Raw genomic sequence first — 26,971 nt, 5'->3', positions numbered from 1 at the left:
TCAATTCTCATTGCTAGTTATTCAGCTTAACAAATCCTCCGTCGATAGCATAATCATTACCAGTAATAAAGGATGCATCATCTGAACAAAGGAACAAAGCTAATTTCGCGATTTCTTCAGGTTCTGCCATCCGTCCGATAGGTTGGGTTTTAGAAAGTTTTTCAAACATTTCCGCTTCTTTACCTGGATAGTTTTTGGCGATGAATCCATCAACAAAAGGCGTATGCACTCGTGCTGGGGAGATGGAATTTGAACGGATATTATCCTTCAAATAATCCTTCGCTACAGATAGGCTCATGGCGAACATGGCGCCCTTGCTCATGGAATAGGCAAAGCGATCGGGGATCCCCACTAAGGTGGCAATTGAAGCTAAATTCAGGATTGCTCCACCACCGTTTGCCTTCATGACTGGAACAACCGCAAATAAGGCGTTATAAGCCCCTTTTATGTTCACCTGGTAAATCCGGTCCATATCTTCCTCGCTACAGCCCTCAAGGTTACCTACGTGGGCTATACCCGCATTATTCACCAATATATCCACCCTGCCGATTTGCTTTACTATATCCAACACCTCAACTTGCTTGCTCACATTGCAGGTATGGATTTCACATTTTCCGCCTTCGTCTTCGATCAACTTCTTGGTTTCTTCCCCACCAGTAGGGTTCAGATCCAGGATATGCACAACTGCTCCCTCTTTGGCAAACAAGGTTGAAATGGCTTTCCCAATTCCACTTGCGCCGCCCGTCACAATCGCTACTTTATCTTTTAGCCTAGACATAATTATTTGTATTTAAATGTTTTAATTTTCTTTATTAAAGTGAAACTCCACGTCTCCAAGGAATGAAATCATCCTGACCCAGCTTAACCGCCTTAGCAGTTTCTTCACCACTCGCAACAGCAATAACATAGTCCAATATGCGATGAGCAGCTTCCTCAATGCTTTCTTCCCCATCGATTATAGTTCCGCAATTGAGGTCGATGGCATCGTTCATTTTATTGAAGACTTTTGTATTGGATGCCACTTTGATCACGGGGGTTATCGGATTTCCAGTTGGAGTCCCCAAGCCCGTTGTGAACAGCACCACATTGGCACCTGCAGCAACTTCGGCTGTCGTACTTTCCACATCATTCCCAGGAGTACACAACAGGTTTAGCCCAGGACCATTGGCCAATTCGGGATAATCAATTACCGCCGCCACAGGGGAAGTTCCACCCTTTTTCGCTGCACCAGCAGATTTAATCGCATCCGTAATCAAACCATCGCGGATATTTCCCGGTGATGGATTCATATAAAACCCAGATCCATCTGCCTCTGCCTTTGCATTGTAAGTCCGCATCAATTGAATGAATTTCTCAGCGGTAGGTTCATCTACACAACGATCGCTCAATTCTTGCTCCACGCCGCATAACTCTGGAAATTCAGAAAGTATCACCGACCCTCCCAAGCTCACCAACATATCTGAAAGATATCCCAATGCCGGATTTGCTGAAATACCGGAGAAACCATCAGAACCACCACATTCCAAACCAATGCACAATTTATCCAATCCAGCTTCTTGGCGTTCCAATTTATTGGCTTCCACCAAGCCCGTGAAGGTGGATTTGATAGCCTTTTGCATCAATTCCTGTTCAGTTCCTTCAAACTGCTGCTCAAAAACAAAGAGCGGTTTATCAAAATGAGGATCGCGCTTAGCAATCTCCGCTTTCAAGATGGAAGCTTGAGCATGCTGACAGCCCAAACTAAGCACCGTCGCACCAGCTACATTGGGATGCGTTATGTATCCAGCCAATAAACCACATAATGCGTCAGAGTCCATTCTAGTGCCACCGCAGCCCATATCATGGTTGAGAAACTTTACACCATCCACATTGGGAAACAGCCTCTTTTTTGTTTTATTCTCTCTAGCAGCACTTAGATCTACTGACATTAAATCGTCAAGAGAAGCACCGCTTTGATACCTGGAAATCAACTCATCAACCTCATCAGAATAATCCTTTGATTCAACTTGATAACCTAGTTTTTCTTCCAATGCCGACTTCAAGGTCAGCACATTTCTGTTCTCACAGAACACCAATGGAATCACCAACCAATAGTTTGCAGTCCCAACGGCTCCGTTACTCCGGTGATACCCTCGGAACGTTTTCCCTAGGAATGCAGAAACATTTGGCTGCTGCCACTCTAATTTCCTTTCCCCTAACTTAAAATCATCAGCTGCATGACGCAGGTTGTTTACATCCAGTAGCTCGCCGCTTTCCAGATCTTCATTCACCTTTCCAACCAATACACCGTACATGTAAACCTCATCGTCCTTGCGAAAAGGACCAATAGTAAACTTATGCTTTGCAGCAATTGCCCTTTTCAGGGTAATATCTTTCCCTTCAAACTTCAGGGAATAGTCAGCTGGCAGGTCGCGAAGAGCTACCAGGACATTATCTTTTGGATGGATTTGTAAAAACTCCAATCTCTCTTTTTCCATTTGGTACTATAATTCAAATATTTGTTCCATCATTACCCATTTTTCGCCAGGTTTAGATCCTGGAATAGACTGCTGATATTTCCACATCAATTGCTCCCAAACCTGTACAGCGGGGTTCTCAGCATCCATTTTATCTTTGCGCTCAAAACTAAAGCTTTCATCCACCTCCATAATCATAAACAGTCGATTAGCAAAGCGATATATATCCATTACCGTCACGCCAGCGTCGGTAATCGACTTTTTTATTTCCGCAGAAACGCGCCTATGGTGATCTTCATATTCAGCGATCATTTTTGGATCATCCACTAAATCCAAGGCCATGGCATATCTTTTAATACTCATATTCTATTTATCAATGTCCTTGTTTAACAGTTAGCTTGTCGCTCTTGTTTTGGGTAGCAAACAAGGCCACCACCAAGAAACAAACCAACACTACAAAATAACCATACTGCATGTGTCCCGTCAAGTCAGATACATAGCCCAAGACAGGAGGCAATAATGCCCCTCCCACAATGGACATAATGATCAAACTTGAAGCAGATTTGGTATCAGCACCAGTACCTTCAACCCCTATTGCAAAGATCGTCGGAAACATGATCGACATAAAGAATGCAATGGCCACCATGCTATAAAGCGTGATAACGCCAGTCCCAAAGATACAAAGTAAGGTTAGCAAGGCCGAAATCGCCGCGTAATACAACAACAGCTTCGCAGGAGCGATATAACGCATAAAGAATGTTCCTACAAAACGTCCTAACATAAACATCAAACCTGCTACACCAGCATAATATTTCGCATCCCTTGCCTCAATCCCTGAAACTTCGACGGCATACACAATCAGAAAACTTAAAACACATACCTGCGCACCAATATAAAAGAATTGCGCTAGCACAGCCCAAGCCACATTTTTATGTCGCAAGGCTTTTAAAAAGCCTTTTCCCTCACCTTCTTCCTCTTTCACTTCAGGAAGTTTAATAAAGAAAAAGATCAAGGCCACAACCAAAATAATGATCCCTAAAATCACATATGGCCCCTTTACCACAGCAGTTTCCGTTTGGATATAAGCCAATCGCTCCGCATCTGTCAAAGCTGCCACCTGTTCCACCGTCTTTGGATCTTCAGTCAGGATAAACTTTCCGCCTACGATCGGAGCAACAAATGCAGCCAGACCATTAAAAGATTGAGCGAAATTCAACCTTTGCGTAGCTGTATTAGGATCCCCTAAAACAGTCATATATGGATTTGCAGCCGTTTCAAGAATGGTGATACCACATGCAACCACAAACAGGGCCGATAGAAAAAACACATAGCTCATGGTGTTTGCTGCCGGTACAAACAAAAAGCAACCTACCGAAAAAAGAACCAATCCAACTAAAATCCCAACCTTATACCCATACTTCTGCATGATCAGACCAGCTGGAATCCCCATGACCAAATAAGCAATAAACACTGCTGAATCCACCAAAGAGGCTTGAAGATGGGTCAAACTGAAAGCACTTCTTAGGTGAGCTATCAATATAGGGTCCAGGTTATGGATAAATCCCCAGAAAAAAAACAGGGATGTGATTAATACGATAGCTACAGCGTTACTGCGATTGTTCATGTTGTGGGATATAATTGAAAAACTAAATACGAGATATTTCAGCAGAAAGTATTGAACTATATTACCTAATTAATAAACTATTTTACCATAGTCTGCCTTTGCAATTCAATTTTTATGAATAAATTAGACCTCATGATCATCAAACAACTCGCTGTCCCTAAAACTGAAAATCAAAGTTTCCAGATGCGCAGGGATTATTTCCCTAAGTATCAATCCATCTGGCACTATCATGAGGAATGGGAATTGGTTTATGTAAAAAAAGGATCTGGAACCCTATTTATTGGTGATCGCATCAAAAGTTTCCATGCTGGAATTGCGGTGTTGATCCCTTCTCAGATCCCACATTATTGGCTATTTGATGAAATATCCAACCCCGAAAAGCCCGAAGAACCCATTGATTGTATCGTGGTGCATTTTATCCATGATTTCGGCATAGAGAAGTTATTGCAGGCACCTGAGATGGTTCAAATCAAACAGTTATTAGACCAATCGAGCCGAGGAAGGTATATTTCCATCGATCAAGATGGATTTTTTGACAGCCAGATCCAAAAATGCATCCAATCTAGCGGAATGATCAAATTTTTCCTCCTCTTGGAGTGCTTGAATGCGGTTCCTAACCTATTATCGGAGGAATTGATCAGTGAAAATTACTCTATACTGGATCAGTCTGAAGACCAGTTTAGGATGAACAGCTTAATGGGCTACATCCGCGAAAACTATAAGCACAAAATCATGCTTCAGGACTTGGCAAAGGTAGCAGGGATGACTGAAAACTCATTTTGCAGGTATTTCAAGCATAAAACCGGTAAGACACCGGTGCAATTTATCAATGAAGTAAGGATTTCCCATGCCTGTTTTCAATTGCGAAACAGCAACATCAGCCTCAAAGAAGTCTGCTATGATTCTGGATTCAACAATTTTGTGAGCTTCCACAAGTCTTTCAAAAGCATTACAGGCACCACCCCAAACCAGTTCAGGACTTAAGGGATGAGTCAATAGATCTTGGTAAAATTTCCCGAAAGCAAACCATTTTATTTTTTCAATTAATATTAAACAATATTTTTGCAGGCAGAATCACACTGCCATGAACAAACTTTATAGATTTTTAAACTTACATTTTGGGGAAGAAGCCAAAGACAAAGTTTTAGAGAATGTAACCTCCAGCATTTCCTTTCGAGGAGCCAATGTATGGATTTTAGCCTGCGCCATTGTTGTGGCCTCGGTAGGCTTGAATGTAAACTCCACGGCGGTCATAATTGGAGCTATGTTAATTTCCCCATTGATGGGACCTATTGTGGGTGCCGGCTTTGCCTTAGGCACCTATGACTTCACCTTATTAAAGAAATCGATAAAGAACCTGGCCATCGCCACGATTGTCAGCCTATTCGTCTCCTTTTTATACTTTCTTTTAAGCCCCTTTAAAGAGGCCCAATCAGAATTACTGGCTCGTACAGCCCCAAACATATACGATGTCCTCATCGCTTTCTTTGGCGGCTTAGCCGGCGTCATAGCACTAACCAGAGTAGAAAAAGGTAACCCAATCCCAGGAGTAGCCATCGCCACTGCATTGATGCCACCCCTTTGTACCGCAGGCTATGGACTAGCCATCGGAAATTTCAGTTATTTCGGCGGGGCACTGTATCTTTATACCATCAACTGTTTCTTTATCTGTATATCCACCTTCTTAATTGTCAAATTACTGAAATACCCTAAAGTAAAATTTGTTGATCAAGCCAAGGAAACACGCATCACAAGGACCATCAGCACCTTAATCTTAGTGATACTGATTCCAAGTTTCTATTTAGCCTATCTCCTGCTTCAAGAAAAGAAATACAGCCAAAACGTTGATAATTTCATCCAGAATGAGTTTGTAAACAAGGGCTATACTCTAATATATGAGAACACCTATTTCAATAGCAGACCAAAGAAGATAGAACTAGCCTTCTTGGACAAAAAATTCGACTCCTTGGAAGTCAAGGACCTCAACATGAAATTAGCTTCATACAACATTGAAAATACGGCACTTTTGATAAGACAGGATAGCACCGACCTAAAAAGGGATATTCTTGAAGAGATCAATAGGCAGTCCCGCAATGTTTCCGAGAAAGATGTAACGATCCAGAACTTAAGGAAAGAATTGTCTACTTATACTTTTGACGATCAAAACCTGATCAATGAAATAAACATCCTATTCCCGGAATTGGCTCCATACAGCATTGGAAAGCAATTGGTCGTAATTTCACCTGATAGCAGCCACTATCAAAACATCATTACCTACAATGCTCAAAAACCAATAAATCCGGATGAGCTGGACAAATTAAGGAAATGGCTAGAAAACAAACTGCAAACAGGGAATATCCAAATCGTAAGGACAAATCAATAAAAAACAAAGGGAAGCATTTCAAATTGCCTCCCTTTGTTTTTTATTTATATTCTTTCTTGGAATTTAAGGCGAGATAGCCAAATACCCCAGCTAATAATGAAGTCAACAAGATGGAAAGCTTAGCTTCGGAGACATGCTCTGGATCGTTAAAGGAAAGGATGGCGATAAAGATGGACATGGTAAAACCGATACCAGCCAGCAGCCCTACCCCAATTATATGCTTCCAATTACTTCCTTCAGGCAATGAACTCAGTTTAGCCTTCGTACATAAAAAAGAAGTTAATAAGATACCGATCGGCTTACCGACCAATAAGCCCAATGATATTCCCAGACCCAAGCCCGAGGTCAAACCGCCTAGCATTTCCTTTTCCAAGGTAATATTGGTGTTTGCAAAAGCAAAGAGCGGAATGATCAGAAAATTTACTGGCTTGGTCAATGCATGCTCAAGGCGCTCCAACGGCGATTCTATAGCCGTATCATTGGTAGGAATGGTCATCGCCACCAAAACCCCAGCAATAGTCGCGTGGATACCAGAATGGTGGATAAAGTACCAAATAAACACACCCGGGATCAAATATAGATAAGGATTAAGCACATTGAACCTATTCATCAAGATCAAAACTACCATTCCTGCAGCTGCATAGTAGAGATAAGTCAATTCGATACCCGATGAATAGAAAAAGGCAATAACCAAGATCGCTATCAAATCATCCACGATAGCCAATGCCGCTAGAAATATCTTAAGACTGGAAGGAATTCTATTTCCCAGTAAATTGATCACTGCCAATGCAAAAGCAATATCTGTTGCCATTGGAATACCCCAGCCGCTTGCCGTCTCCTGCCCTGCATTAAAAGATAAATAGATAAAGGCCGGAACAACAGCACCACCAATAGCACATAGAATCGGTAAACTCGCTTTCTTAGGCGAAGAAAGTTCACCCTCTACAATTTCACGTTTGATCTCTAAGCCTACCAATAAAAAGAAAACAGCCATCAGACCATCATTGATCCAGAGTAGAACAGAATATTTCAAGTGGATGGATTCCGTTTCAAATCCTAATGGCAAGTCCAAAAGATTTTGAAGGGATGCCGCCAAGGGACTATTTGCAATGATCATGGAAAGGATAACACATAGAAACAACATGATCCCACCCGCGTTACTTGACGCAAAGAAATCCTTAAAAACGTTCAGATTAATTAATTTAGCCATAGGTAATTATATATTTTTATTTTTCTCCCAAATCCCCACATCCGAAAACTTCGTTTCCGAATTATTAAAAACAGGGTCTTTTCCTTCTTTCCGTTGTTGGTTATAATCCTTGAAAAGTTTCAAGACCTTATTGTGCAACAAAATAATGGCGATCATGTTTAGCCAAGCCATCATTCCTACGCCAATATCGCCCAGATCCCAAGCCATCTTGGCTGTTGAGACACATCCCAAATAAACTGAACCCAGAATCATTACCCTCAGAACCCAAATCAAGGCGGTCCTACTTCTATTTTTACCGATAAAGCTCACATTACATTCTGCGATATAGTAATAAGCCATGATCGTCGTAAAAGCAAAGAACATCAATGCGATTGCTATGAATCCTGCTCCTAATGAAGGGAAATGTTGCGAAACTGCCAATTGGGTAAACTCCGGTCCAGCTTCAACCCCAGGGATATGCTGTACAATAAAGCCTCCTGCGGAATCCGCAACATTATATTGACCCGTAAACAGGATCATCAAAGCAGTAGCTGTACAAACGAATAAGGTATCCACATAAACGGAAAAACCTTGTACCAAGCCTTGTTTTACCGGATGGCTTACTTCGGCAGCGGCTGCCGCATGTGGAGCTGTACCTTGCCCCGCCTCATTGCTATAGATACCACGTTTCACACCCCAAGAAATAGCAGAACCAACTATTCCTCCAAATGTAGCCTCTAAATTCAAGGCCGATTGGAAGATCAATTTAAAAACCGCTGGAACTTGTTGGATATTCAGGACAATGATGACTACAGCCATCAAGATATAGGCACCTGCCATAAATGGAACTACATATTCAGCAACTTTAGAGATCCTTTTTACTCCGCCGATGATAATAAAACCCAAAAGCAATACTAAAAAGATCCCAATGACCATTGGCGAGAAGTCAAAAGCCGACTTCATAGCCAATGCAATGCTATTACTCTGTACACTTGGCAATAAAAAGCCCGTACTGATAATGGTCACAATGGCAAAAACCCAAGCGAATACCTTACTCTTTAATCCTTTTTGGATATAATATGCTGGACCACCACGGTATTGCCCATCCTTTTCTTCCTTATACAATTGGCCCAGTGTCGCTTCTATAATGGCCGATGAACTTCCCAAAAACGCAATAATCCACATCCAGAACACTGCTCCAGGGCCACCCATTCCGATCGCTGTGGCTACTCCCGCAATATTGCCAGTCCCAACACGGCCGGATATGGCCAATGAAAACGCCTGAAAAGAGGATATCCCCTTTTTGGAACTATTGCCTTTAAAGAGAAGGCGGACCATCTCTTTCAAATAAATTAACTGGGGAAATTTAAAGCGAATCGTAAAATATACCCCTGCCAAAAGGCATAAGTACACCAAAGCATCACTCCAAACTATACTATAAATTTTGTCTATAATTTCCTGCATAAATCCGTCCCTCAATTGGTAGGTCCGCTAAAATATAGAATACTTCCAATGCTTTACGGAATTATTGCATAGATAATCTCTATATATCATGCTAATTTTATAGAAAGAATTGACCCAATTTTTCTATAAAATACAAGCAGAAAATTTAAGGGAAGGATAATTTTAACCAATATACATAGCATAAAAAAAGCATCTTGATCCAGTTTTACCTTTCATCAAGATGCTTCTTACATTTCAGAAAATATGTTCTATTTAGATTTTTCTTCTGTAGACTTTACTGTAGTCTTATGTTTCCAGGGATCTCTAGGCCTTTTTTTACCGTATGATCCCATGATGATCTTTCCTTTTCTACTTTTTTTATCTCCTTTTCCCATAAGCTAGTTATTATGTTATTGTTAAATAAAAATATATTTTGGATTCTCAAGTTACTAAAAATGAGGCGTATTACAAAATAAGCTAAAAAGGAAAGGACTATAAAAAAAACAGGGGTATTGAAATAATAACCCTGTTCAAATACCCCATGAAGGCGAGCTTACCCTCTACTATTGTAGTTAGGTGCCTCTTTTGTGATTTGGATGTTATGAGGATGAGACTCACGCAATCCAGCTCCCGTAATACGGACAAACTTCGCTTCTTGTAATTTTTCAATGGTTGCAGCACCACAGTAACCCATAGAAGCACGCAAACCACCGATATATTGGTAAACGACTTCTGCTAGGGTACCCTTATATGGCACGCGACCTACGATTCCTTCTGGAACCAATTTCTTGATATCATCTTCCACATCTTGGAAATAACGATCCTTAGAACCTTTTTCCATAGCTTCTACAGAACCCATTCCACGATAGGACTTGAATTTTCTACCTTCTAATAAGATGGTTTCACCTGGTGCCTCTTCAACACCTGCAAATAAGGAACCTGCCATAATAGTGTTTGCACCCGCTGCAATTGCTTTTGCAATATCACCGGTCTGTTTGATACCACCATCAGCGATCAAAGGAACTCCAGTTCCTTTTAAAGCCTTAGCAACTTCGTAAACTGCATATAATTGCGGAACACCTACCCCAGCAATAATACGGGTAGTACAGATTGATCCAGGACCAATACCTACTTTCACCGCATCTGCACCAGCATCAGCGAGCATTTTTGCCGCATCTCCGGTAGCAATATTACCTACGATCACTTGAAGGTTCGGGTAAGCCGCTTTTACTTCTTTTAATTTATTGATAACACCTAGAGAATGTCCATGCGCCGTATCAATGGTCACCACATCAACACCCGCTTTTACTAAAGCTTCAACACGTTCTAAGGTGTCGGGAGTCACACCTACCGCTGCACCAACCAAAAGACGACCATGTTCATCTTTTGCTGCATTTGGATAGTGTTTGTATTTCTGAATGTCTTTAAAAGTAATCAATCCTTTCAATACACCGTTTGTATCAACTACAGGAAGTTTTTCGATTTTGTGGTTCTGAAGGATTTCCTCAGCCTTGATCAAATCGGTCCCTTCAGGAGCCACTACCAAATTGGTTTTGGTCATCAGTTCACTGATTGGGCGAGCCATATCTTTTTGGAAGCGAAGGTCACGGTTTGTAACAATCCCAACCAATTTACTTTCCAAATTAATCACTGGAATACCGCCGATTTTATGATCTTTCATGATCTGAAAAGCATCACCTACGGTAGCATTTTCCAATAAGGTGACCGGATCTTGGATCATTCCGCTTTCCGAACGCTTTACTTTGCGCACTTCAGCAGCTTGTTCTGCGATGGTCATATTCTTATGTAACATACCGATTCCGCCTGCCTGAGCAATCGCTATCGCTAAATCAGCACCTGTTACAGTGTCCATAGCGGCCGATACTAAAGGAATATTTAATTTGATTTTCTTAGTTAAGAATGTGCTTGTGTCTACGTCACGAGGTAAGATTTCTGAATATGCAGGAATTAATAATACATCGTCGTAGGTAAGGCCTTCTTGTACGAATTTTTGTGGATCTAATTGCATAGCAAATATTAAATGGGGTTTCCTATTTGCGAGGCAAATTTACGAAAATTTATAAAATAATAAAACTCTAAATAACTATTTACATAAAATCGACATTAGTCCCCCACTACCGGAAAACAGGTATTTGAGCAATTAGTTAAAGGAATGTTAAATTTTTGGCAAGCTAATTGCTAATCATGTATAAATTAAAGTTTAATTAACACAATATTTATGAAAAAGACATTACTATCATTAGCAGCTGCAGCTGCATTAGTTTTTGGTTTTAACGAAGCAAAAGCTCAGACTCCTTATAAAACAGCAATCGGTTTAGCTATTGACTTAGGTGATGGCGCTACTTTGTTCGGTCCACAGATCAAACATTCATTCGGTGGTAACAATGCGGGTAACGCTCAGGTATTATTCGGTGACAACTTCACTGCTGTTGGTGCTGACTACTCTTACAACCAACAATTCGCTGGTACTAACGGTTTAGGATGGTATGTAGGTGTTGGTCCTCAATTAGGTTTCGGTGGTGATGAGACTTGGTTTGCTGTACGTCCAGCTGCTGGTCTTGAGTACAAAATCCCTGCTGCTCCTTTAGCACTACATTTTGATTGGAAACCTTGGTGGAACCTTTCTCACGAGTCTAACTTTGAAGCTGCACGTTTTAGCTTAGGATTTAAATTCACTTTGAAATAAGCTGAATTAAAATTTATAAAAAAGGCTTTTCGCAATTAGCGAAAAGCCTTTTTTAATTTGGTCTTACCAACTTAAATCCCCTTAAACCAGTCTTGGAACATATTCCCAATAAAGGGAACTTCCTTTTCTTTCCCATTGATCGCTCCAATCAAGCCAATCACCCAAAAGATAAACAATCCTGTAAAGGCTACATAAGTAACTATCCCCCCTACTGCTGGAATATAATGCAATAGCCCAGCTACAAGCCCCAGCACAAATAAGCCCAAGTTCTGGCGGATATGAAACTTGACAAATGGATCGTTCTTTTCCCTGTTCAGGATAAAGGCCAGCAATAAACCGATCCAAGTCAAATAGGAAATTATCCCAATGCTCTTATTATCTTGATTCTTTACCTCATTCAATTTCAATTCATTTCTGTCCATATTTTTTTGATTATTAGTTTTTAGCTGTGCAATGGCCAATGTATAATTGACCTGAACTGCAAACTTATCGAAATACAACATGGCAAGGTATCCCTGAATTCAGGGCATTTTCAGGTAATTGTTCAACCATGAACCTGAAAGCCATGAAATAGATGCCTTTCCAAAGAGCAAAAAGGTTAACCCAAAAATAACACGGAAAATTAGGTTTATGACAATACAATTCTATCTGAAAATGAAGACAATATTTAATAACAACTTTTTCCGTATTAAGTTTGATATACTATTTTCATTATATAATTTTTTTATACCTTTGCGAATCTTGGTAAAATATTATTAAGCTTAAAAAAAACATAAAAAACCATAATTTATTACGATTAGACAATGAGTAAAGGGCTGATTAAATTTTTGGTGATAGTGGTTTCCTTAGCGTGCCTCTACTCCTTATCATTCACTTTTGTAACTAGAAAAGTTGAGAAAGACGCAGCGGAATACGCCAAAGGCGACATGGCTAAAGAAAAAGCCTACCTAGATTCCATTGCTGGTGAGGAAGTATATAATATAGGTATTGCTAAATTCACTTATCGCGAAGCAAAATCCAATGAAATTGCGCTAGGCTTAGACCTAAAAGGTGGTATGAACGTTACAATGGAAATTTCATTGAACGAATTGATCGCCAATTTAGCAGACAATCCTAAGGATGCAAACTTCAACAAAGCATTAGAGAATGCAGTGAAAAAAAGTAAAACAACCAACACTTCGTTGATTGAATTATTTTTGAATGAATATAAAGCTACTGGTGCTACCACGCCGATTGCTACTTTCTTTGCTACAAAAGATAACTCCGCAGTAATCACGGGTAACAGCTCTGAATCCGATGTCCGTAATTTCTTGGACAAAGAAGCAGACAACGCTATCCAAAACTCCTATAAAGTTTTGCGTACGCGTATCGACAAATTCGGTGTAGCTTCTCCAAACATCCAAATCCAACAAGGAACCAACCGTATCTTAATCGAATTACCTGGTGTAAACGATGAAGAACGCGTTCGTAAGCTATTACAAGGTTCTGCGAAATTGGAATTCTACGAAACTTATCAAAATCCACAGGTATATTCTTTATTAGAAAATGTGAACAGAACCTTGGCAACAACTTTGAAAGCTAATAAACCAGCTGCAAATGTTGCTTCTGATTCTACCGCTGCAACTACTGCGGCAGACAGCACTAAGAAAGAAGAAAACTTATTGGCAAAATTAGGGGCTAACCAAAAATCTTCTGACTCTGCATCAGCTGACTCTTCAGCACAACCAAATGCAGCAGCATTAGCTGAAAACCCGCTATTTGCCGTATTATCACCTTCTACGTTCAGCCAAAACGGCCAACAACAATTGGCTCCTGGTGCCGTAGTAGGTTATGCTAACTTAAAAGACACTGCTAAAGTAAATGCTTTGCTTGCTCGTCCAGAGGTAAAATCGATTATCCCTGGAAACTTGAAATTGTTATGGGCTGTAAAACCTGAAAACAATGCAAAGGATTTCCTTTCGCTATACGCAATCAAAACTACTGGAGCTGAAAACGGCCCAGTAATGACAGGTGAGGTGATTACCGATGCCCGTGAAGGTTTCGACCAACAAAACAGCCCAATCGTTTCTATGGAAATGAATGCTGATGGTGCTCGTCAATGGAAACGTGTAACTGCCCAAGCTGCTCAAAACAGAGATGCAATCGCTATCGTTTTGGATGGTGTTGTATATTCAGCACCTGGTGTAAACGAAGAAATCCCTAACGGTAACTCTCAAATCTCTGGTAACTTCACTATTGAAGACACGAAAGACTTAGCAAACGTATTGAAAGCTGGTAGGCTTCCTACAACAGCTAAGATCGTGGAAGAAGCTATCGTAGGTCCTTCATTAGGTCAAGTTGCTATTGATTCAGGTGTAAACTCAGCTGTTATCGGTATTATCGTGGTTATGGCGTTCATGATCGCTTATTACAATCGTGCGGGTATCGCAGCGAATATCGCGGTAATCTTCAACGTATTCTTCTTAATGGGGGTTCTTGCTTCCTTGAATGCAGTACTGACCTTACCAGGTATCGCAGGTATCGTATTGACGATGGGTACCGCGGTGGATGCAAACGTACTGATCTATGAACGTATGCGTGAGGAACAAGCGCTTGGTAAATCTCCGCGTCAGATTGTTGCCGATGGGTACAAACATGCCATGCCTTCGATCCTTGACTCGCAGATCACTACATTCTTGGTTGGTTTGATCCTATTCTTTACAGGTTCTGGTCCAATCCAAGGTTTCGCAACAACGTTAATGATCGGTATTATTACCTCTTTGTTCACAGCGATCTTCATCACTCGTTTGATTTTCGAATACATGTTGAGCAAAGACATGAAAATCACTTTGTCATTCCCTTGGTCAAACCATACCTTGAAAAATGCCAACTTCCAATTCATCAAGAAAAGAAAAGTTGCTTATGGAATTTCATTGATCGCCGTGATCCTTTCATTTGCTGCCATCATGGTCAAAGGTTTCTCTTATGGAGTTGACTTCCAAGGTGGTCGTACATATACCGTACGTTATGATCAAAACGTTGCTCCTGAAAATATTCGTGAGAACCTAGACAATGTATTTGGTACTACAACCGAGGTTAAGACTTTCGGTAGTGAAAACCAATTGCGTATCACAACTTCTTATCATATTGAAGAAACAAGCGATGAAGCTGACAAGGAAGTATTAGGAAAATTGAATGAAGGTCTTTCTAAAATTCAAGGAAACAAATACGAAATCCTATCTCAACAAAAAGTAGGACCAACCATTGCAAGTGACATCCGCGACCGTGCTATCTATGCTTCAATCCTTTCGATTATCGTGATTGCAGCTTATATCTTGGTTCGTTTCCATAAATGGCAATATTCAGCTGGTGCAGCGATTGCAACAGTACACGACGCGATCATCTTATTGGGTCTATTCTCGATCTTAGATGGTATCGTACCGTTCTCATTAGATATTGACCAACACTTCGTTGCAGCGATCCTAACCGTATTAGGTTACTCAGTGAACGATACGGTGGTTGTATTTGACCGTCTTCGTGAATACTTGAAGAAACCAAATGCACACCATGAAGATATGGGAACTACCATCAACAAAGCGATCAACTCTACATTGAGCCGTACCGTGATTACTTCATTGACTGTAATCTTCGTGTTAGCTGTATTGTTCGTCTTTGGTGGTGAAGTTATCCGTGGTTTCTCATTCGCTATCCTTGTGGGTATCGTAGTAGCTACTTACTCTTCGATCTTCTTAGCGGCTCCTGCTATTTATGACCTAAGTGCTGGTAAACACTTAGCAGATTCTGCCAAAGAAAAAGACAAAAAACAAGCAAAAGTAGTAACTCCATAACTTTTGGAATCTACCTGAAAAATAGAAGGCCCTGAAAGTTCAGGGCCTTTTTTTATGCCATCTTAAATCCTTCGGTCAGAATAGGCCATTTATTATGTCAAAATAATGTTTATTCTAGCATCGCAGCCGGCATACTCTATATTTTTTATTAGTTTTGAATCTTAAACACAAGACATGAGAAATAAATTAATCCTATCCTCTCTTTGCCTTTCTTTAGGTGTATTAGCTGTGGGATGCAATAACCAACCGCAAAAAACAGAAAATACGGAAGCGCATGATGAACATGCCGGCCATGACCATGCTGCCCATGACCACTCTGCTCACGAGCAAACAGCACAATCAAGTAGCCCTGCTCCTGCTGCACCCCAAACAACAAAGGCTGCAGCATTGAGTATCCCTGAGTTCAATTTCTATAAAGTAAAATCTGGAATCTCCTATACCAAGGCTGATCTACCTGCTGGTAAAAATACCGTATTCGTACTTTTCGATCCAGGATGTAGCCACTGTCAAAATGAGACCAAAGGTCTAGCTAAAAATTACGACAAGATCAAAGACATCAATGTGGTCTATGTATCCATGAATGACCCTGCTTTGATGGCGCAATTCTTCAGTACTTTCGGTAAGGAACTTGACGGAAAACCAAATGTTGAAATGCTTTGGGACAGAAACCAAGAGTTCGTACAGAAATTCCATATCCCGAATATGTTCCCTGCCAATTATGTTTATGGCCCTGATGGCCAATTGAAAACCTATTGGGAAGGTGAAAAAGATATCAATGAAGTAATCGCTGAATTTAATAAATAATGAGAATTGCCATCAATGGTTTTGGCCGTATCGGTCGCCATACCCTTAGAAATCTACTGAACAGAAACCTCAACCAGATCGAGGTTGTAGCCATTAATGATCTTGCAGATGCAAAAACATTGGCACATTTATTCAAATACGATTCGGTCCACGGACCATTGAATCGAACGGTAGATTTTGATGGAAACCATTTGATCATTGATGGCAAGTCCATTGTGATCTTGAACCAAAGGAATCCAGAAGACCTTCCTTGGAAAGACTTGAATATTGACCTCGTTGTAGAATCAACAGGCTTCTTTGTCAAGAAAGAATTGGCAGCAAAGCACCTGGAAGCTGGAGCCAAACAAGTAATCATCTCTGCCCCTTCCCCTGACAAAGAAATCCCAACGGTCGTACTGGGTATCAACGATAAGGATTTTGATTGGAATACCCCGATCTTCTCCAATGCTTCGTGTACCACCAACAATGTCGCTCCACTGATCAAGATCTTGGATGAAAACTGGGAGATAGTCGATGGTTACATCACGACCGTGCATTCCATGACCGGTGACCAGAACTTACACGATGCGCCACATCGTGATCTTAGGCGATCTAGGGCTGCATCAGCATCCATCATCCCAACAACCACCGGTGCTGCTAAAGCCATTACCAATGTCTTTAAGCATTTGGATGGAAAGCTTGGCGGTGCAGGAATCAGGGTACCTGTCTTAAATGGCTCTTTAACGGATTTCACCTGTAACCTTGCCCGAAAAACAACGGTGGAAGAAATCAACCAAAAGTTTAAGGAAGCAGCAGAGGGGGAATTAAAAAATGTACTTTATTACACGGAAGATCCTATCGTTTCCGTAGATATCATCAATAATCCATATTCATGCGTCTTTGATTCTGAACTTACCAGTATTGTCGGTGGTTTGGTCAAGGTAGTAGGCTGGTATGACAATGAATTTGGTTATTCCAATAGATTGGTCGATATCCTACAGAAACTAGCAAGCCGATGATCCGATTTATCAAAGTAGAGGATACTTTGCCCCTAAGGAGCGCTGTCTTGCAAAAAGGCAAGGCTTTGGAGCTTTGCATCAATCCAGAAGATTTAAAGCCAGACAGCTTCCATTTAGGCCTCTATGACGATGAAAACATCCTGCAATGTGTCCTAACGGTCCACAAGACCAATCATCCCAAGCTTCCCCATGAAGGATATCGCTTGCGCGGAATGGCAACCCAGCCAGACGCTCGACGGAAAGGTTATGCGAAAGAATTATTAGGCGCAGCCAAAGAACATATCAAAACACAATTGCATGGAGATTACCTTTGGTGTATCGCCCGTGAAATCGCCTATCCATTCTATTTAGAAATGGGATTTGAGTTCTTCTCCGATGAATTCGAATATAAGGATGCAGGAAAACATAAGGAGATGTATATTCCTTTTTATTAAACCCTTATAATTCTCCGGCGACTCCTAGTCCAAAAAGGGCAAAATCATATTTTACAGGGTCCTCTGGATCCAATAAACGTAGATTTTCTGTCAATTCTAATGCGGTTTTCCAATTCACCTTGTCCGATTGGATCAATCCAAACTTTCTACCCACCCTTTCTACATGCACATCACAAGGACAGATCAAATCTTTGGCATCGATCTTATTCCAGATCCCGAAATCCACGCCTTTATCGTCCTTCCTGACCATCCAACGCAGAAACATATTCAATCGCTTGCAGCTTGATTTCTGAAGCGGTGAACTGACATGCTTCCTGGTTCTTTCGGGAAAATCCGCCAAAGAGAAAAAATAAGATTTAAAACCATTTAAGGATTGCTCCACAGTGAACTCCTCCCCTTCTTTAATCTGTAAAAAGGCATCTTCCAAGCTCTCGAAATGCCTATAATGGTATTGGAAAAAGCTGATAAAATATAGCAGATCCGTATCATTGAAAGTCCTATGCTTGAATCCAAGCATATTTTTCAGGTCATGATCTTGATGGTTGATAATAAAATCATAGGGACTGCCATCCATCCGCTGGATAAGCTCATTACATTTATTGATAATGGTTTTACGTTGTCCCCAAGCCAAGATGCTCGCAAAGAAACCCATGATCTCGATATCCTGCTTTAACGAAAATTGATGCGGAATACTGATCGGGTCATTTGGAATAAAATTCGGTTGGTTGAATTCCTCCACTTTACGGTCCAAAAATTCCTTTAATGATAAATCCATTGTTGCGAAATTAAGGAAAAGAAAGGAGAATGGCGGGAGAGTTTGAAGCGGGAAAGGGTTTGATCCCCGAGGGGAGTCGGGGGGGGCAGTTGAACCCAGTGGATATTTGGGGTTCGACGGTTATCGAGCGAAGCCGAGATGCCGCTCGACCATCAGATATTTGAACCAGGATGGATGGGATGGGAGGATGGACCAAGATCTGGGCTTGAACCAGGATGGAATGGATAAGAGGATGGACCAAGATTATGATATGAAGCTTGCTTCCTTGACTATAATTGACCCCAATTCCGTAGGGGCTTATTGCATAAGCCCGCATCCTATTTTGAACATATAATAGGTTTTGCATTGGCGTACAGGTCCTTTTCCTTCGGTAAAGGATGACACGCATTAATAGTGGAGAACCGTACAGATTCTTCACTTTCCGTTCAGAATTGGAAATGCGCTAAAGAGCGATTCTGAGAAAGGCGAAGAATCTGTAAGGTTCTTCTCCCCAAGGATTCTGTCATTCTGTACCGAAGGTACAGGAACTGTACGCCAATCGTAGTCATAACCGAAATATAAGAAACTGAATGTCAATAATATAAATGATGTTATTAGTTTTGGAAGTTTGGATAGTTCCGAGATGTTTCGTTCCTCAACATGACAGAAAAAAATCAACATCCATCGAAATGTCAAGCATGATCTTGGTCCATCCTCGAATCCCTTGAATCCTGGTTCAAAAAAAGCCATCTTTCGATGGCTTCTATATTTTAAAATTAAGAATTAATTTCTTTCCAGATCATATCCTTGAGTTGCTGGATATTTTTTCCGGTAACGGAAGATATAAACAGGTATGGTATCCCCTTTGGTACTTGTAGGGCCATTTCCTTTTCCAACTCCTCGTCCAGCATATCCGATTTACTGATCGCCAAAAGCTTCGGCTTATCCAATAATTCGGGATTATAGGCGGTCAATTCATTCAATAAGATCTCGTATTCCTCGGCGATGGTACGATCCGTGTCTGCAGGGACCAAGAACAACAATACCGAATTTCTTTCGATATGTCTTAGGAAACGGTGTCCTAAGCCTTTACCTTCAGATGCCCCTTCGATAATTCCCGGGATATCCGCCATGACGAAAGACTTGCCATCACGATAGCTTACTATCCCTAGATTAGGTACCAGGGTGGTAAACGGATAATCTGCGATTTCAGGTTTTGCTGCAGATACCACAGAAAGTAAGGTCGATTTACCCGCATTTGGGAATCCTACCAGACCAACATCTGCCAATACCTTTAACTCCAAGATCATCCACTCTTCAATACCCGGTAAGCCCGGTTGAGCGAATCTTGGTGTTTGAACGGTAGAAGACTTGAAATGCCAGTTACCCAATCCACCTTTCCCTCCCGGAGTCAAGATCTTGGTTTCACCATCTTCCGTGATTTCAAAAAGGACCTCTCCTGTTTCGGCGTTTTTGGCAACAGTCCCCAATGGAACCTCTAGGATTTCATCCTTTCCGTTTGCGCCGGTACGCAGGGCACTTCCCCCAGATTCACCAGGTTCAGCAATAATATGTTTTCTGAATTTCAGGTGCAATAAAGTCCAGTGCTGATGCGATCCTTTCAAGATAATATGTCCACCACGACCACCATCACCACCATCAGGACCACCTTTAGCCGTGTGTTTATCACGGTGCAAATGGGCTGATCCGGCACCTCCGTGTCCCGAACGACAACATACTTTTACATAATCAACAAAATTTGACCCCTGAGCCATATCTCTCCCTATTCAGAATATTTTATTAATAATTATCGATAACGTTTGAAAGGTCAGCGAAAATCGTTTCGATTTCACCGATACCGTTCACTTTGGTCAACTTACCTTGGTTTTCGTAGTAAGGCAACACGTGAATGGTCTTTCCGAAGTATTCTTCGATACGTTTTTTCAACTTATCAGCAGCATCATCAGCACGTCCAGAAATCTCCTGACGTTTAGCGATACGCTGGGTAAGTTCATTTTCATCCACATCCAATGCAATCACCCCAGTAATGGAAGTTTGGTTAGCTTCCAAAAATTTATCCAATGCCTCTGCTTGTGCTACTGTACGTGGGAAACCATCAAAAATAAATCCTTTTGCATCAGGATTGTTTTTCAACTCTTCTTCCAACATAGAAATTGTAATCGAGTCAGGAACTAAATTACCATCAGCAATGATCTGACTCACTTCTTTACCCAGTGGAGTCTGATTTTTGATGTGTCCTCTGAACATATCTCCAGTAGAAATATGGTGCAGGGCATATTTATCGATCAATTTAGCCGATTGGGTCCCCTTACCTGCCCCTGGAGGTCCGAATAAAACTAGGTTTAGCATAATGTGTTGTTATTTTTTTAGATGTAAAAAAACAAAAGCCTAATCCCGTATAAGAATTAGGCTCTTTCCAAGTGCGCTCAAAGGGAGTCGAACCCCTAACCTTCTGATCCGTAGTCAGATGCTCTATCCAATTAAGCTATGAGCGCGGCAACCAATACTATACGACTGACGCCCTTTCTGTTTTGGTGATGCAAATATAAGGAAATAATATCCTCAGCAAAATTTTTTTTTATTTTAAAACCAATTCCTTTCAGCCTCAATGACTTATTTTTCCACTTTTCCTCTGCAGGAATTATTTTTTTAAAGGAAGATTTTCGCTGTGGGTTTAAAAAGAAAGTGCGCTCAAAGGGAGTCGAACCCCTAACCTTCTGATCCGTAGTCAGATGCTCTATCCAATTAAGCTATGAGCGCATTCTTTAAAGGACGAATTGTCCTTTGAGGTGGCGCAAATATCGGGACTTTTTTAGATTTTCCAAACCCTTTTTCCCTTTTTTAATCAATTTCAAACTATATTTTGCTTATCGTGTTGATATTTATATATTTAAAATTATGGCGGAACGTATAATTAAAAGCAACAAGATCCGGATTGGGGATATCAGTATCTCCTATTATATCAAAAAGGCCAGCGAACAACCTGAAAAAACGATCATTTTCCTACATGGTTTTCCTTTCAATAAAAAAATGTGGCGCGAACAGCTCAAAAGTTTAGAAGATAATATCACTGGAATAGCGGTCGATATTCGCGGACATGGCAATACAACAAAAGGTCATGGATTTTTTTCCATCGATGTCTTTGCTAAAGACCTAGGCGTATTCATGCGCAAACTTGAAATTGAAAAAGCTGTTTTATGTGGCGTCTCTATGGGTGGTTATATTGCCCTGAGAGCCTATCAATTGTTTCCAGATCGGATTTCTGGACTGATCCTCTCCGATACACACAGCAAAGCGGATGATAACGCTGGTAAACAGAAGCGCTTTGATGCCATCCAGGCCGTCCTGCAATACGGACGCAGACCCTATGCCATCGGTTTTATCGCTAACCTCTTCTCGAAGAAAAGTATCGATAATAACCCCGATGCCATTGAATTGATCAAAAGTAGCATCCGAAGGAATAGCATCGAGTCCATCTGTGCAACCTTACTTGCCTTAGCGGCCCGAACGGATACCACAGAAGTCCTTTCAAAAGTCAAAGTCCCTACCCTCGTGGTCCGCGGCAAGGAAGATAAAATTACCCCTGCCAATCTCATGGAAGAATTGACAAAGGAAATCAAAGGATCAAAATATATCGAAATGGAAGAATGCGGTCATCTTCCAAACTTGGAACATCCAGAGGAGTTTAATCTCCACATGAATAAATTATTGTTAGAGGTCGATTAAACGACCTCTTTTTCTTTCTCTTTTTCTTTAGGAGACTTATTTTTCTTCTTAGCCTCTTTCTTCTTGATGGGCACATCAGGGACCACCTTATCCGTAAGTTCCTTACCTTTCTCGATCATAAAAGAAGCTTTGTCATAGTCCCATATCCCAGCGATATTATGGGGGATATTGATCACATAATCGGGCTTGTACAATTCAACAGACAATTGGCTCAATCGTCTCCGCATCATAAAATAGGATTCCTGCAACATCGAAAGCGCATTCAATCCCTTGGCGCCATTGTATGGGCCATATTCAGCATCAGGTTTCCCATCCAGATTCACGGCAATGATAATGTTCCTTCTTTTCCTTCGCACATAATTGATGGGTAAAGGATTGATTACGCCTCCATCCACCAGATTCCAGTCTTCACTTTCTATACTGGTAAACACAGCTGGAATGGCTATTGAAGCACGAATAGCTTTGTAAACGCTCCCCTTATCGAACACCACTTCTTTTTCACTTACCATATCCGTAGCGATGGCCCGGAATGGAATATCCATATCTTCGATGTTCTTGTCCGGAAAGATTTCCTTCAAGGACTCAAAGACCCTCTCGCCTTTGAGCAAGCCAAACTTTGGATTCGTAAAATCCATCAGTTTAAAGACCTGCCTTCGGGTAATCGACCGCATCCAATCTTCCAGTTTCCCCATTTTCCCTTCGACATAGGCAGCGCCAATCAAAGAACCAATCGAACAACCTACCACCTCATCGATTTCATATCCTTTCTCTTCTAAACTACGGATAACCCCTATTTGAACCAGTCCACGAGCTCCGCCGCTTCCTAAGACCAATGATACTTTGCGTTTACTTTTTAAGAAGTTCATCCTTAAAGTTAAAACTTATTTCCCGAAGCTAATTGTCATTTTGATGTTTGTTTTAAGTATATGTTTGCAACATATAAATATCATTGTTACTTTTGCTAACACTGTTAACAAAATGCATAATGGGACTTACAGAAAGAAAACTCAGACAACAACAAGAACTCAAGGAACAGATCATAACCTGCTCCCGTGAAATCGTCGAAAAAGAAGGTTGGGCAGCACTTTCTATCCGAAAGATTGCCGATGCCATCGAGTATTCTGTCCCTGTGATCTACAAGCATTTTGAGAATAAAGAGGCTATTTCCGCTCATTTCGTCCAGGAAGGTTTCATTAATTTATTGGAGTCCATCAACCACGAAATTGACACGAAAGAAAGCATCAACACTAAGATCAAACAGCTTTCATTAGGCTATTGGTTATTCGCAGTGAACTTCCCGAAACATTATGAGATTATGTTTGGCCTGGGAATCCCAACTTGTGAAAAAACCAATGAATCGGAAGAAATCAAAAAGGTATCCAACCTGATGTTAGCCTTGATCGATGAAGCGATCCTAGCAAGTGGCAAGACAGACCTGGACCGATACCTGAAACTGAAGACCCTTTGGTCTATCCTGCATGGTATTGTCGCCATGGACCTGCTAGCCTTGAACAGCAAAGAGAACATCTGCCCCTCAGCCGTCCTTAAAGACGCTATTGAAGGCTATATAAAATCCATATTGGTTTAACATGAAACACTATCATAAATTTTAAGAGAATGAGCTTACTACAAGATTTACAATGGAGATACGCTACTAAAAAAATGACAGGAGCGGCTGTAGAACAAGAGAAAATAGATTATATCATCGAGGCAGCTAGACTTGCACCCACCTCTTCGGGCTTACATCCTTTCAAGGTCATCGAAATCAGCAACCAAGAGATCAAAGAACAGATTCTTCCTTTGGCTTATAACCAATCGCAAATCGTTGATTCTTCACACTTATTGGTATTCGCGGCATACGATGAATATACACAGGAACGTGTGGATTCTGTGTTCTTACAACAAGAGCAAGAACGCGGATTGGCTCCAGGGTTCGCAAATGATTATAAAAACAGCCTAATGGCCAGGTTCAACAGTCAGACGAAAGACCAACATTTTGCACATGCTGCACGTCAAGCCTATATAGGTTTTGGAATCGCTATTGCAGCAGCAGCTGAGCAACGCGTTGATGCCACGCCAATGGAAGGTTTTGATAGCCTGGCGCTAGACCAATTCCTAGGCCTGGACGAATTAGGATTACGTTCCGTAACCATCTTGGCATTAGGTCACCGCGATGAATCCAATGATTGGTTGGTCAACTTGAAGAAAGTTAGGATTACCAAAGAGAACTTTGTAATCAGCAAAAACTAAAATTTCATCCAACATATTTGAAGAGGCCTCGAGAAATTCGGGGCCTTTTTTGATCAACAATAATCTCCAATCGATCAGACGAACTACATTACCATCTATTTCAAAGCTCCCATCCATAGCTTAGAAAGAAAGTTTTTTAGCCAATCCACCCTGTTAAAGCTCAACCATATTCGAGACATATTTCGAATTTTCCGAATATGGCTCGAATCAGGGTAAAGCTTCTCTCGAAGCTTATCCTTAGCCAAAATCTTATCCATAACCAACCAAATTCAACCAGCAATGCCGCTAATTTTGCTCCGAACCAGCCATTTTTTGTATATTAAATCAGTAATCAACAAGACATAGCAGATGAATAAAAGCTCAAAAGAAAAGATGATCGCAGGCGAACCTTATATCGCTTCGGGAGATGAACTATTTAAGGAGAGGCAACATGCCAAATTGGAATTACAGAAGTTCAATTTAATGGACCCTACAAAGATCAAGGCGAGAAACCAGATCATCAAACAATTGTTTGGGAAGACCACTTCCCGATTCTTTATTGAGCCACCATTCTACTGTGATTATGGATACAATATTGAAATCGGTGATAACTTCTATTCCAACTATAACCTGACCATTTTGGATTGTGCCCAAGTAAAGATTGGAGACAATGTAATGATCGCACCTAACGTGAGCTTGTTTACGGCTGGGCATCCAGTAGATCCGGTATTGCGGGTTGAAGGTTGGGAATATGCCCTACCGATTGAAATTGGTGACAATGTCTGGATCGGAGGCAATACGGTGATCAACCCTGGTGTGAAAATCGGCAGCAATACAGTGATTGGGTCGGGATCGGTTGTGACCAAGGATATTCCAGAAAATGTGGTCGCGGCAGGAAATCCTTGCCGGGTTCTGCGAGAGATCAATATCAGGGATAAGGTGTATTACTTTAGGGATTTGAAATATAATTTTGAGGAGGAGTAAAAATGGGGGGGGATAGAACCCCATGGGGTCAATGTGATTTAGTTAAAGTTTTTAGTGTCATGCTGAGGAACGAAGCATCTCGGAGAAATGTGAACCTTCAAAAATAAATGGATCATTTACTAAACCCCTGGAAGGGGTGGAATCTTTGTAGGTCAATGAAGGATAATAACGGACAACCCCCAGCGGAGGTGAAAAATATTTCACCCCCGCTAGGGGTTATACGTCTAGCGATTTACCTTTCTACAAATATTCCGCCCCCGCTAGGGGTTTTCAAAAAATAAACAGCAGACAGTTCCAGGAACCTTCGTTTCACCCTCAGGCTGATGACACGACCGGTTAAAAACTTATCGTTTCTAGGCATCCATAAAATAAAAATACCTGAGATGGGGATCTCAGGTATTTTTCCAAACCAATTATTAACCTAAATTATGAAATTATGAATTTACTATCTAAACGGTAACTAAAACGCTTTATTATAAGGGATTGAAATTTTTTTATTTTTTTTTCGAAAGATTTAAAAACAAAAATACCCGGAGCGGAGAACTCCAGGTATTTTACCAAACCAATTATTAACCTAAATATTTTCTATTTATCTAGATAGTGTATTAACGACATATACCTTGCCATATTGTATGAAATCGTAAAAAAACAACCTCTTTTTTTGAAGAAAACTTATAATCAATTGATTTTCAGTTAAATAGTTTTATATTATTTTGAAATAACTTCGACGACTTTATCACTTAATTTAGTGATATCGGATTTTAAACCGACCATTATTGAAAGCACATGCACCGGATTGCCCTGCATTTTCCTAAAATTGTGCATGTATCCGACTTCCATCCCCAAGAAGAATCCCTTGAATTTATAATCTGAACCAATTCCCATTTTGATGGCTGGTGAAATACTATATTCATAATTAAGCTCCACCGTCCCATCACCCTTATCTTCCGAACGTGGTTCCATATTCAAGGCTCCGGATGGACCCAGGTACGCATAGGTATTCAAGCGTTCCCATTGTCTACGCATCCCTCCAGCTAAACTCAGCACATACATCGTAGAACGCGCATTTTTTAAGACACGGTTGTATTCTGTATCATCCAGCAATTGATCGTAGCCAAAGCTCAACATATATAAGGTGGGCTGCAGGTAGTATTTAGGATTTTTCAGAGAAATATCCAACCCCATGCTTCCGGTAAATAGCTTTGTGGTCAGGACATTCTTAGTCTTCCCCAAAGGGAATGAAAGTCCAGTCCCTCCAAAGTAATACACTTTACGGTAATGTAGGGTATCAGCACCCGTTTGTGAAAATGCTGAAATTGCCATAAAAAAGCAGAAGCAGATCAATACAATTTTCTTCATGAAATAGACGGTTTAAAAACAGAACGCTAAACA

The 26,971-nt window shown here is 40.9% G+C and carries 26 protein-coding genes and 2 tRNA genes; 12 read left to right on the top strand and 16 right to left on the bottom strand.

The features are described from left to right. Window positions 1-13 precede the first annotated feature (13 nt). Genes CKW03_RS06480 through fucP form a run of 4 tightly spaced genes read right to left on the bottom strand, consistent with a single transcriptional unit; the run spans window position 14 to window position 4,080 of the window. Window positions 14-778, bottom strand: a complete 765-nt coding sequence (locus CKW03_RS06480) for an SDR family NAD(P)-dependent oxidoreductase (RefSeq protein WP_093095163.1) — start codon at window positions 776-778, stop codon at window positions 14-16. A gap of 34 nt (window positions 779-812) precedes the next feature. Further along, a complete protein-coding gene (locus CKW03_RS06475; protein WP_093095162.1) occupies window positions 813-2,477 on the bottom strand; it encodes a UxaA family hydrolase in 1,665 nt (554 codons plus the stop codon). 6 nt (window positions 2,478-2,483) lie between these two features. Continuing rightward, window positions 2,484-2,813 carry an L-rhamnose mutarotase gene (locus CKW03_RS06470; RefSeq protein WP_093097687.1) on the bottom strand — a complete coding sequence of 110 codons (330 nt, stop codon included), beginning with the start codon at window positions 2,811-2,813 and terminating at the stop codon, window positions 2,484-2,486. 16 nt (window positions 2,814-2,829) lie between these two features. Then, on the bottom strand, window positions 2,830-4,080 hold the full coding sequence (gene fucP / locus CKW03_RS06465; RefSeq protein WP_093095161.1) for an L-fucose:H+ symporter permease: 1,251 nt from the start codon (window positions 4,078-4,080) through the stop codon (window positions 2,830-2,832). A gap of 114 nt (window positions 4,081-4,194) precedes the next feature. On the opposite strand from fucP, the gene CKW03_RS06460 reads away from it, so the two are divergent. Continuing rightward, window positions 4,195-5,064 carry a helix-turn-helix domain-containing protein gene (locus tag CKW03_RS06460; protein WP_093095159.1) on the top strand — a complete coding sequence of 290 codons (870 nt, stop codon included), beginning with the start codon at window positions 4,195-4,197 and terminating at the stop codon, window positions 5,062-5,064. Window positions 5,065-5,164: 100 nt separating this feature from the next. Next, window positions 5,165-6,463 (top strand): DUF389 domain-containing protein, encoded by a 1,299-nt coding sequence (locus CKW03_RS06455; protein ID WP_093095157.1) that lies wholly within the window; start codon window positions 5,165-5,167, stop codon window positions 6,461-6,463. A gap of 40 nt (window positions 6,464-6,503) precedes the next feature. Here CKW03_RS06455 and nhaA read toward each other — a convergent pair whose 3' ends face one another. From nhaA to guaB, 4 genes are all read right to left on the bottom strand, one after another. Further along, window positions 6,504-7,673, bottom strand: a complete 1,170-nt coding sequence (gene nhaA / locus CKW03_RS06450) for a Na+/H+ antiporter NhaA (RefSeq protein ID WP_093095153.1) — start codon at window positions 7,671-7,673, stop codon at window positions 6,504-6,506. Window positions 7,674-7,679: 6 nt separating this feature from the next. Continuing rightward, window positions 7,680-9,116 carry an alanine/glycine:cation symporter family protein gene (locus tag CKW03_RS06445; protein WP_093095151.1) on the bottom strand — a complete coding sequence of 479 codons (1,437 nt, stop codon included), beginning with the start codon at window positions 9,114-9,116 and terminating at the stop codon, window positions 7,680-7,682. 248 nt (window positions 9,117-9,364) lie between these two features. Then, a complete protein-coding gene (locus CKW03_RS06440; protein WP_093095150.1) occupies window positions 9,365-9,490 on the bottom strand; it encodes a 30S ribosomal protein THX in 126 nt (41 codons plus the stop codon). A 158-nt stretch (window positions 9,491-9,648) separates the two neighbouring features. Then, complete coding sequence (guaB, locus tag CKW03_RS06435) at window positions 9,649-11,124, bottom strand: IMP dehydrogenase (RefSeq protein WP_093095148.1); 1,476 nt, start codon at window positions 11,122-11,124, stop codon at window positions 9,649-9,651. Between the two features lie 210 nt (window positions 11,125-11,334). On the opposite strand from guaB, the gene CKW03_RS06430 reads away from it, so the two are divergent. Continuing rightward, window positions 11,335-11,802: a hypothetical protein gene (locus CKW03_RS06430; protein WP_093095147.1), complete on the top strand. Its 468-nt coding sequence runs from the start codon at window positions 11,335-11,337 to the stop codon at window positions 11,800-11,802. Window positions 11,803-11,873: 71 nt separating this feature from the next. On the opposite strand, the gene CKW03_RS06425 is transcribed toward CKW03_RS06430, so the two are convergent. Next, window positions 11,874-12,224 (bottom strand): DUF4870 domain-containing protein, encoded by a 351-nt coding sequence (locus CKW03_RS06425; RefSeq protein WP_139185401.1) that lies wholly within the window; start codon window positions 12,222-12,224, stop codon window positions 11,874-11,876. 381 nt (window positions 12,225-12,605) lie between these two features. Between CKW03_RS06425 and secDF the strand changes: the two genes are divergently transcribed. The 4 genes from secDF (at window position 12,606) to CKW03_RS06405 (ending at window position 17,865) form a co-directional block, all read left to right on the top strand. Beyond that, window positions 12,606-15,629 (top strand): protein translocase subunit SecDF, encoded by a 3,024-nt coding sequence (gene secDF / locus CKW03_RS06420; RefSeq protein ID WP_093095143.1) that lies wholly within the window; start codon window positions 12,606-12,608, stop codon window positions 15,627-15,629. 174 nt (window positions 15,630-15,803) lie between these two features. Then, complete coding sequence (locus CKW03_RS06415; RefSeq protein WP_093095141.1) at window positions 15,804-16,433, top strand: peroxiredoxin family protein; 630 nt, start codon at window positions 15,804-15,806, stop codon at window positions 16,431-16,433. After that, window positions 16,433-17,431, top strand: a complete 999-nt coding sequence (gene gap, locus CKW03_RS06410) for a type I glyceraldehyde-3-phosphate dehydrogenase (RefSeq protein WP_175486271.1) — start codon at window positions 16,433-16,435, stop codon at window positions 17,429-17,431. Before CKW03_RS06415 ends, gap begins: the two co-directional genes overlap by 1 nt. Continuing rightward, window positions 17,428-17,865: a GNAT family N-acetyltransferase gene (locus tag CKW03_RS06405; protein WP_093095137.1), complete on the top strand. Its 438-nt coding sequence runs from the start codon at window positions 17,428-17,430 to the stop codon at window positions 17,863-17,865. The genes gap and CKW03_RS06405 overlap by 4 nt, the downstream gene beginning before the upstream one ends. A 4-nt stretch (window positions 17,866-17,869) precedes the next feature. On the opposite strand, the gene CKW03_RS06400 is transcribed toward CKW03_RS06405, so the two are convergent. Next, window positions 17,870-18,640: a TIGR02757 family protein gene (locus CKW03_RS06400; RefSeq protein WP_093095136.1), complete on the bottom strand. Its 771-nt coding sequence runs from the start codon at window positions 18,638-18,640 to the stop codon at window positions 17,870-17,872. Between the two features lie 160 nt (window positions 18,641-18,800). Here CKW03_RS06400 and CKW03_RS20300 point away from each other — a divergent pair, with 160 nt between their 5' ends. Beyond that, window positions 18,801-18,974 (top strand): hypothetical protein, encoded by a 174-nt coding sequence (locus CKW03_RS20300; protein WP_169918981.1) that lies wholly within the window; start codon window positions 18,801-18,803, stop codon window positions 18,972-18,974. A gap of 421 nt (window positions 18,975-19,395) precedes the next feature. Here the strand turns inward: CKW03_RS20300 and obgE are convergent, their stop codons facing one another. From obgE to CKW03_RS06375, 4 genes are all read right to left on the bottom strand, one after another. Further along, complete coding sequence (gene obgE, locus CKW03_RS06390; protein ID WP_093095132.1) at window positions 19,396-20,394, bottom strand: GTPase ObgE; 999 nt, start codon at window positions 20,392-20,394, stop codon at window positions 19,396-19,398. Between the two features lie 25 nt (window positions 20,395-20,419). Next, window positions 20,420-20,989, bottom strand: a complete 570-nt coding sequence (locus CKW03_RS06385; protein ID WP_093095129.1) for an adenylate kinase — start codon at window positions 20,987-20,989, stop codon at window positions 20,420-20,422. Window positions 20,990-21,061: 72 nt separating this feature from the next. Next, window positions 21,062-21,135, bottom strand: a tRNA-Arg gene (locus tag CKW03_RS06380). A 191-nt stretch (window positions 21,136-21,326) separates the two neighbouring features. After that, window positions 21,327-21,400 (bottom strand) — tRNA-Arg (locus tag CKW03_RS06375). A 138-nt stretch (window positions 21,401-21,538) separates the two neighbouring features. Between CKW03_RS06375 and CKW03_RS06370 the strand changes: the two genes are divergently transcribed. Continuing rightward, window positions 21,539-22,366, top strand: a complete 828-nt coding sequence (locus CKW03_RS06370) for an alpha/beta fold hydrolase (protein ID WP_093095127.1) — start codon at window positions 21,539-21,541, stop codon at window positions 22,364-22,366. Here the strand turns inward: CKW03_RS06370 and CKW03_RS06365 are convergent. Then, window positions 22,363-23,232 (bottom strand): patatin-like phospholipase family protein, encoded by an 870-nt coding sequence (locus CKW03_RS06365; RefSeq protein ID WP_093095125.1) that lies wholly within the window; start codon window positions 23,230-23,232, stop codon window positions 22,363-22,365. The two genes, CKW03_RS06370 and CKW03_RS06365, sit on opposite strands and share 4 nt — an antisense overlap. 119 nt (window positions 23,233-23,351) lie before the next feature. On the opposite strand from CKW03_RS06365, the gene CKW03_RS06360 reads away from it, so the two are divergent. The 3 genes from CKW03_RS06360 to CKW03_RS06350 all read left to right on the top strand — a co-directional run bounded on the left by CKW03_RS06360 (window position 23,352) and on the right by CKW03_RS06350 (window position 25,579). Further along, the gene (locus tag CKW03_RS06360) at window positions 23,352-23,954 is read left to right on the top strand and encodes a TetR/AcrR family transcriptional regulator (RefSeq protein WP_093095123.1); all 603 of its coding nucleotides are present in this window, start codon (window positions 23,352-23,354) and stop codon (window positions 23,952-23,954) included. A 29-nt stretch (window positions 23,955-23,983) separates the two neighbouring features. Next, window positions 23,984-24,616 (top strand): nitroreductase family protein, encoded by a 633-nt coding sequence (locus CKW03_RS06355; protein ID WP_093095121.1) that lies wholly within the window; start codon window positions 23,984-23,986, stop codon window positions 24,614-24,616. Between the two features lie 348 nt (window positions 24,617-24,964). Next, a complete protein-coding gene (locus CKW03_RS06350) occupies window positions 24,965-25,579 on the top strand; it encodes a sugar O-acetyltransferase (RefSeq protein ID WP_093095120.1) in 615 nt (204 codons plus the stop codon). A 708-nt stretch (window positions 25,580-26,287) separates the two neighbouring features. Here CKW03_RS06350 and CKW03_RS06345 read toward each other — a convergent pair. Beyond that, on the bottom strand, window positions 26,288-26,938 hold the full coding sequence (locus CKW03_RS06345; protein ID WP_093095116.1) for a hypothetical protein: 651 nt from the start codon (window positions 26,936-26,938) through the stop codon (window positions 26,288-26,290). Window positions 26,939-26,971 lie beyond the last annotated feature (33 nt).

Origin of the sequence: Sphingobacterium mizutaii, from assembly GCF_900187125.1 — a bacterium.
In the GTDB taxonomy this organism is placed as follows: Bacteria; Bacteroidota; Bacteroidia; order Sphingobacteriales; family Sphingobacteriaceae; genus Sphingobacterium; species Sphingobacterium mizutaii.
The sequence above is the reverse complement of the archived record's forward strand: the minus strand, read 5'-3'. Positions and strand labels throughout refer to the sequence as shown.

Bases quoted from the DNA above. Each gene is read 5' to 3' on its own strand.
- fucP (WP_093095161.1), bottom strand. From the start codon at position 4,080: ATGAACAATCGCAGTAACGCTGTAGCTATCGTATTAATCACATCCCTG.
- CKW03_RS06430 (WP_093095147.1), top strand. From the start codon at position 11,335: ATGAAAAAGACATTACTATCATTAGCAGCTGCAGCTGCATTAGTTTTT.
- nhaA (WP_093095153.1), bottom strand. From the start codon at position 7,673: ATGGCTAAATTAATTAATCTGAACGTTTTTAAGGATTTCTTTGCGTCA.
- obgE (WP_093095132.1), bottom strand. From the start codon at position 20,394: ATGGCTCAGGGGTCAAATTTTGTTGATTATGTAAAAGTATGTTGTCGT.
- CKW03_RS06350 (WP_093095120.1), top strand. From the start codon at position 24,965: ATGAATAAAAGCTCAAAAGAAAAGATGATCGCAGGCGAACCTTATATC.
- CKW03_RS06360 (WP_093095123.1), top strand. From the start codon at position 23,352: ATGGGACTTACAGAAAGAAAACTCAGACAACAACAAGAACTCAAGGAA.
- CKW03_RS06345 (WP_093095116.1), bottom strand. From the start codon at position 26,938: ATGAAGAAAATTGTATTGATCTGCTTCTGCTTTTTTATGGCAATTTCA.
- secDF (WP_093095143.1), top strand. From the start codon at position 12,606: ATGAGTAAAGGGCTGATTAAATTTTTGGTGATAGTGGTTTCCTTAGCG.
- CKW03_RS06385 (WP_093095129.1), bottom strand. From the start codon at position 20,989: ATGCTAAACCTAGTTTTATTCGGACCTCCAGGGGCAGGTAAGGGGACC.
- CKW03_RS06365 (WP_093095125.1), bottom strand. From the start codon at position 23,232: ATGAACTTCTTAAAAAGTAAACGCAAAGTATCATTGGTCTTAGGAAGC.
- CKW03_RS06370 (WP_093095127.1), top strand. From the start codon at position 21,539: ATGGCGGAACGTATAATTAAAAGCAACAAGATCCGGATTGGGGATATC.
- CKW03_RS06445 (WP_093095151.1), bottom strand. From the start codon at position 9,116: ATGCAGGAAATTATAGACAAAATTTATAGTATAGTTTGGAGTGATGCT.
- guaB (WP_093095148.1), bottom strand. From the start codon at position 11,124: ATGCAATTAGATCCACAAAAATTCGTACAAGAAGGCCTTACCTACGAC.
- CKW03_RS06405 (WP_093095137.1), top strand. From the start codon at position 17,428: ATGATCCGATTTATCAAAGTAGAGGATACTTTGCCCCTAAGGAGCGCT.
- CKW03_RS06480 (WP_093095163.1), bottom strand. From the start codon at position 778: ATGTCTAGGCTAAAAGATAAAGTAGCGATTGTGACGGGCGGCGCAAGT.
- CKW03_RS06355 (WP_093095121.1), top strand. From the start codon at position 23,984: ATGAGCTTACTACAAGATTTACAATGGAGATACGCTACTAAAAAAATG.
- CKW03_RS06440 (WP_093095150.1), bottom strand. From the start codon at position 9,490: ATGGGAAAAGGAGATAAAAAAAGTAGAAAAGGAAAGATCATCATGGGA.
- CKW03_RS06425 (WP_139185401.1), bottom strand. From the start codon at position 12,224: ATGGACAGAAATGAATTGAAATTGAATGAGGTAAAGAATCAAGATAAT.
- CKW03_RS06415 (WP_093095141.1), top strand. From the start codon at position 15,804: ATGAGAAATAAATTAATCCTATCCTCTCTTTGCCTTTCTTTAGGTGTA.
- CKW03_RS06400 (WP_093095136.1), bottom strand. From the start codon at position 18,640: ATGGATTTATCATTAAAGGAATTTTTGGACCGTAAAGTGGAGGAATTC.
- CKW03_RS06460 (WP_093095159.1), top strand. From the start codon at position 4,195: ATGAATAAATTAGACCTCATGATCATCAAACAACTCGCTGTCCCTAAA.
- CKW03_RS06455 (WP_093095157.1), top strand. From the start codon at position 5,165: ATGAACAAACTTTATAGATTTTTAAACTTACATTTTGGGGAAGAAGCC.
- gap (WP_175486271.1), top strand. From the start codon at position 16,433: ATGAGAATTGCCATCAATGGTTTTGGCCGTATCGGTCGCCATACCCTT.
- CKW03_RS06475 (WP_093095162.1), bottom strand. From the start codon at position 2,477: ATGGAAAAAGAGAGATTGGAGTTTTTACAAATCCATCCAAAAGATAAT.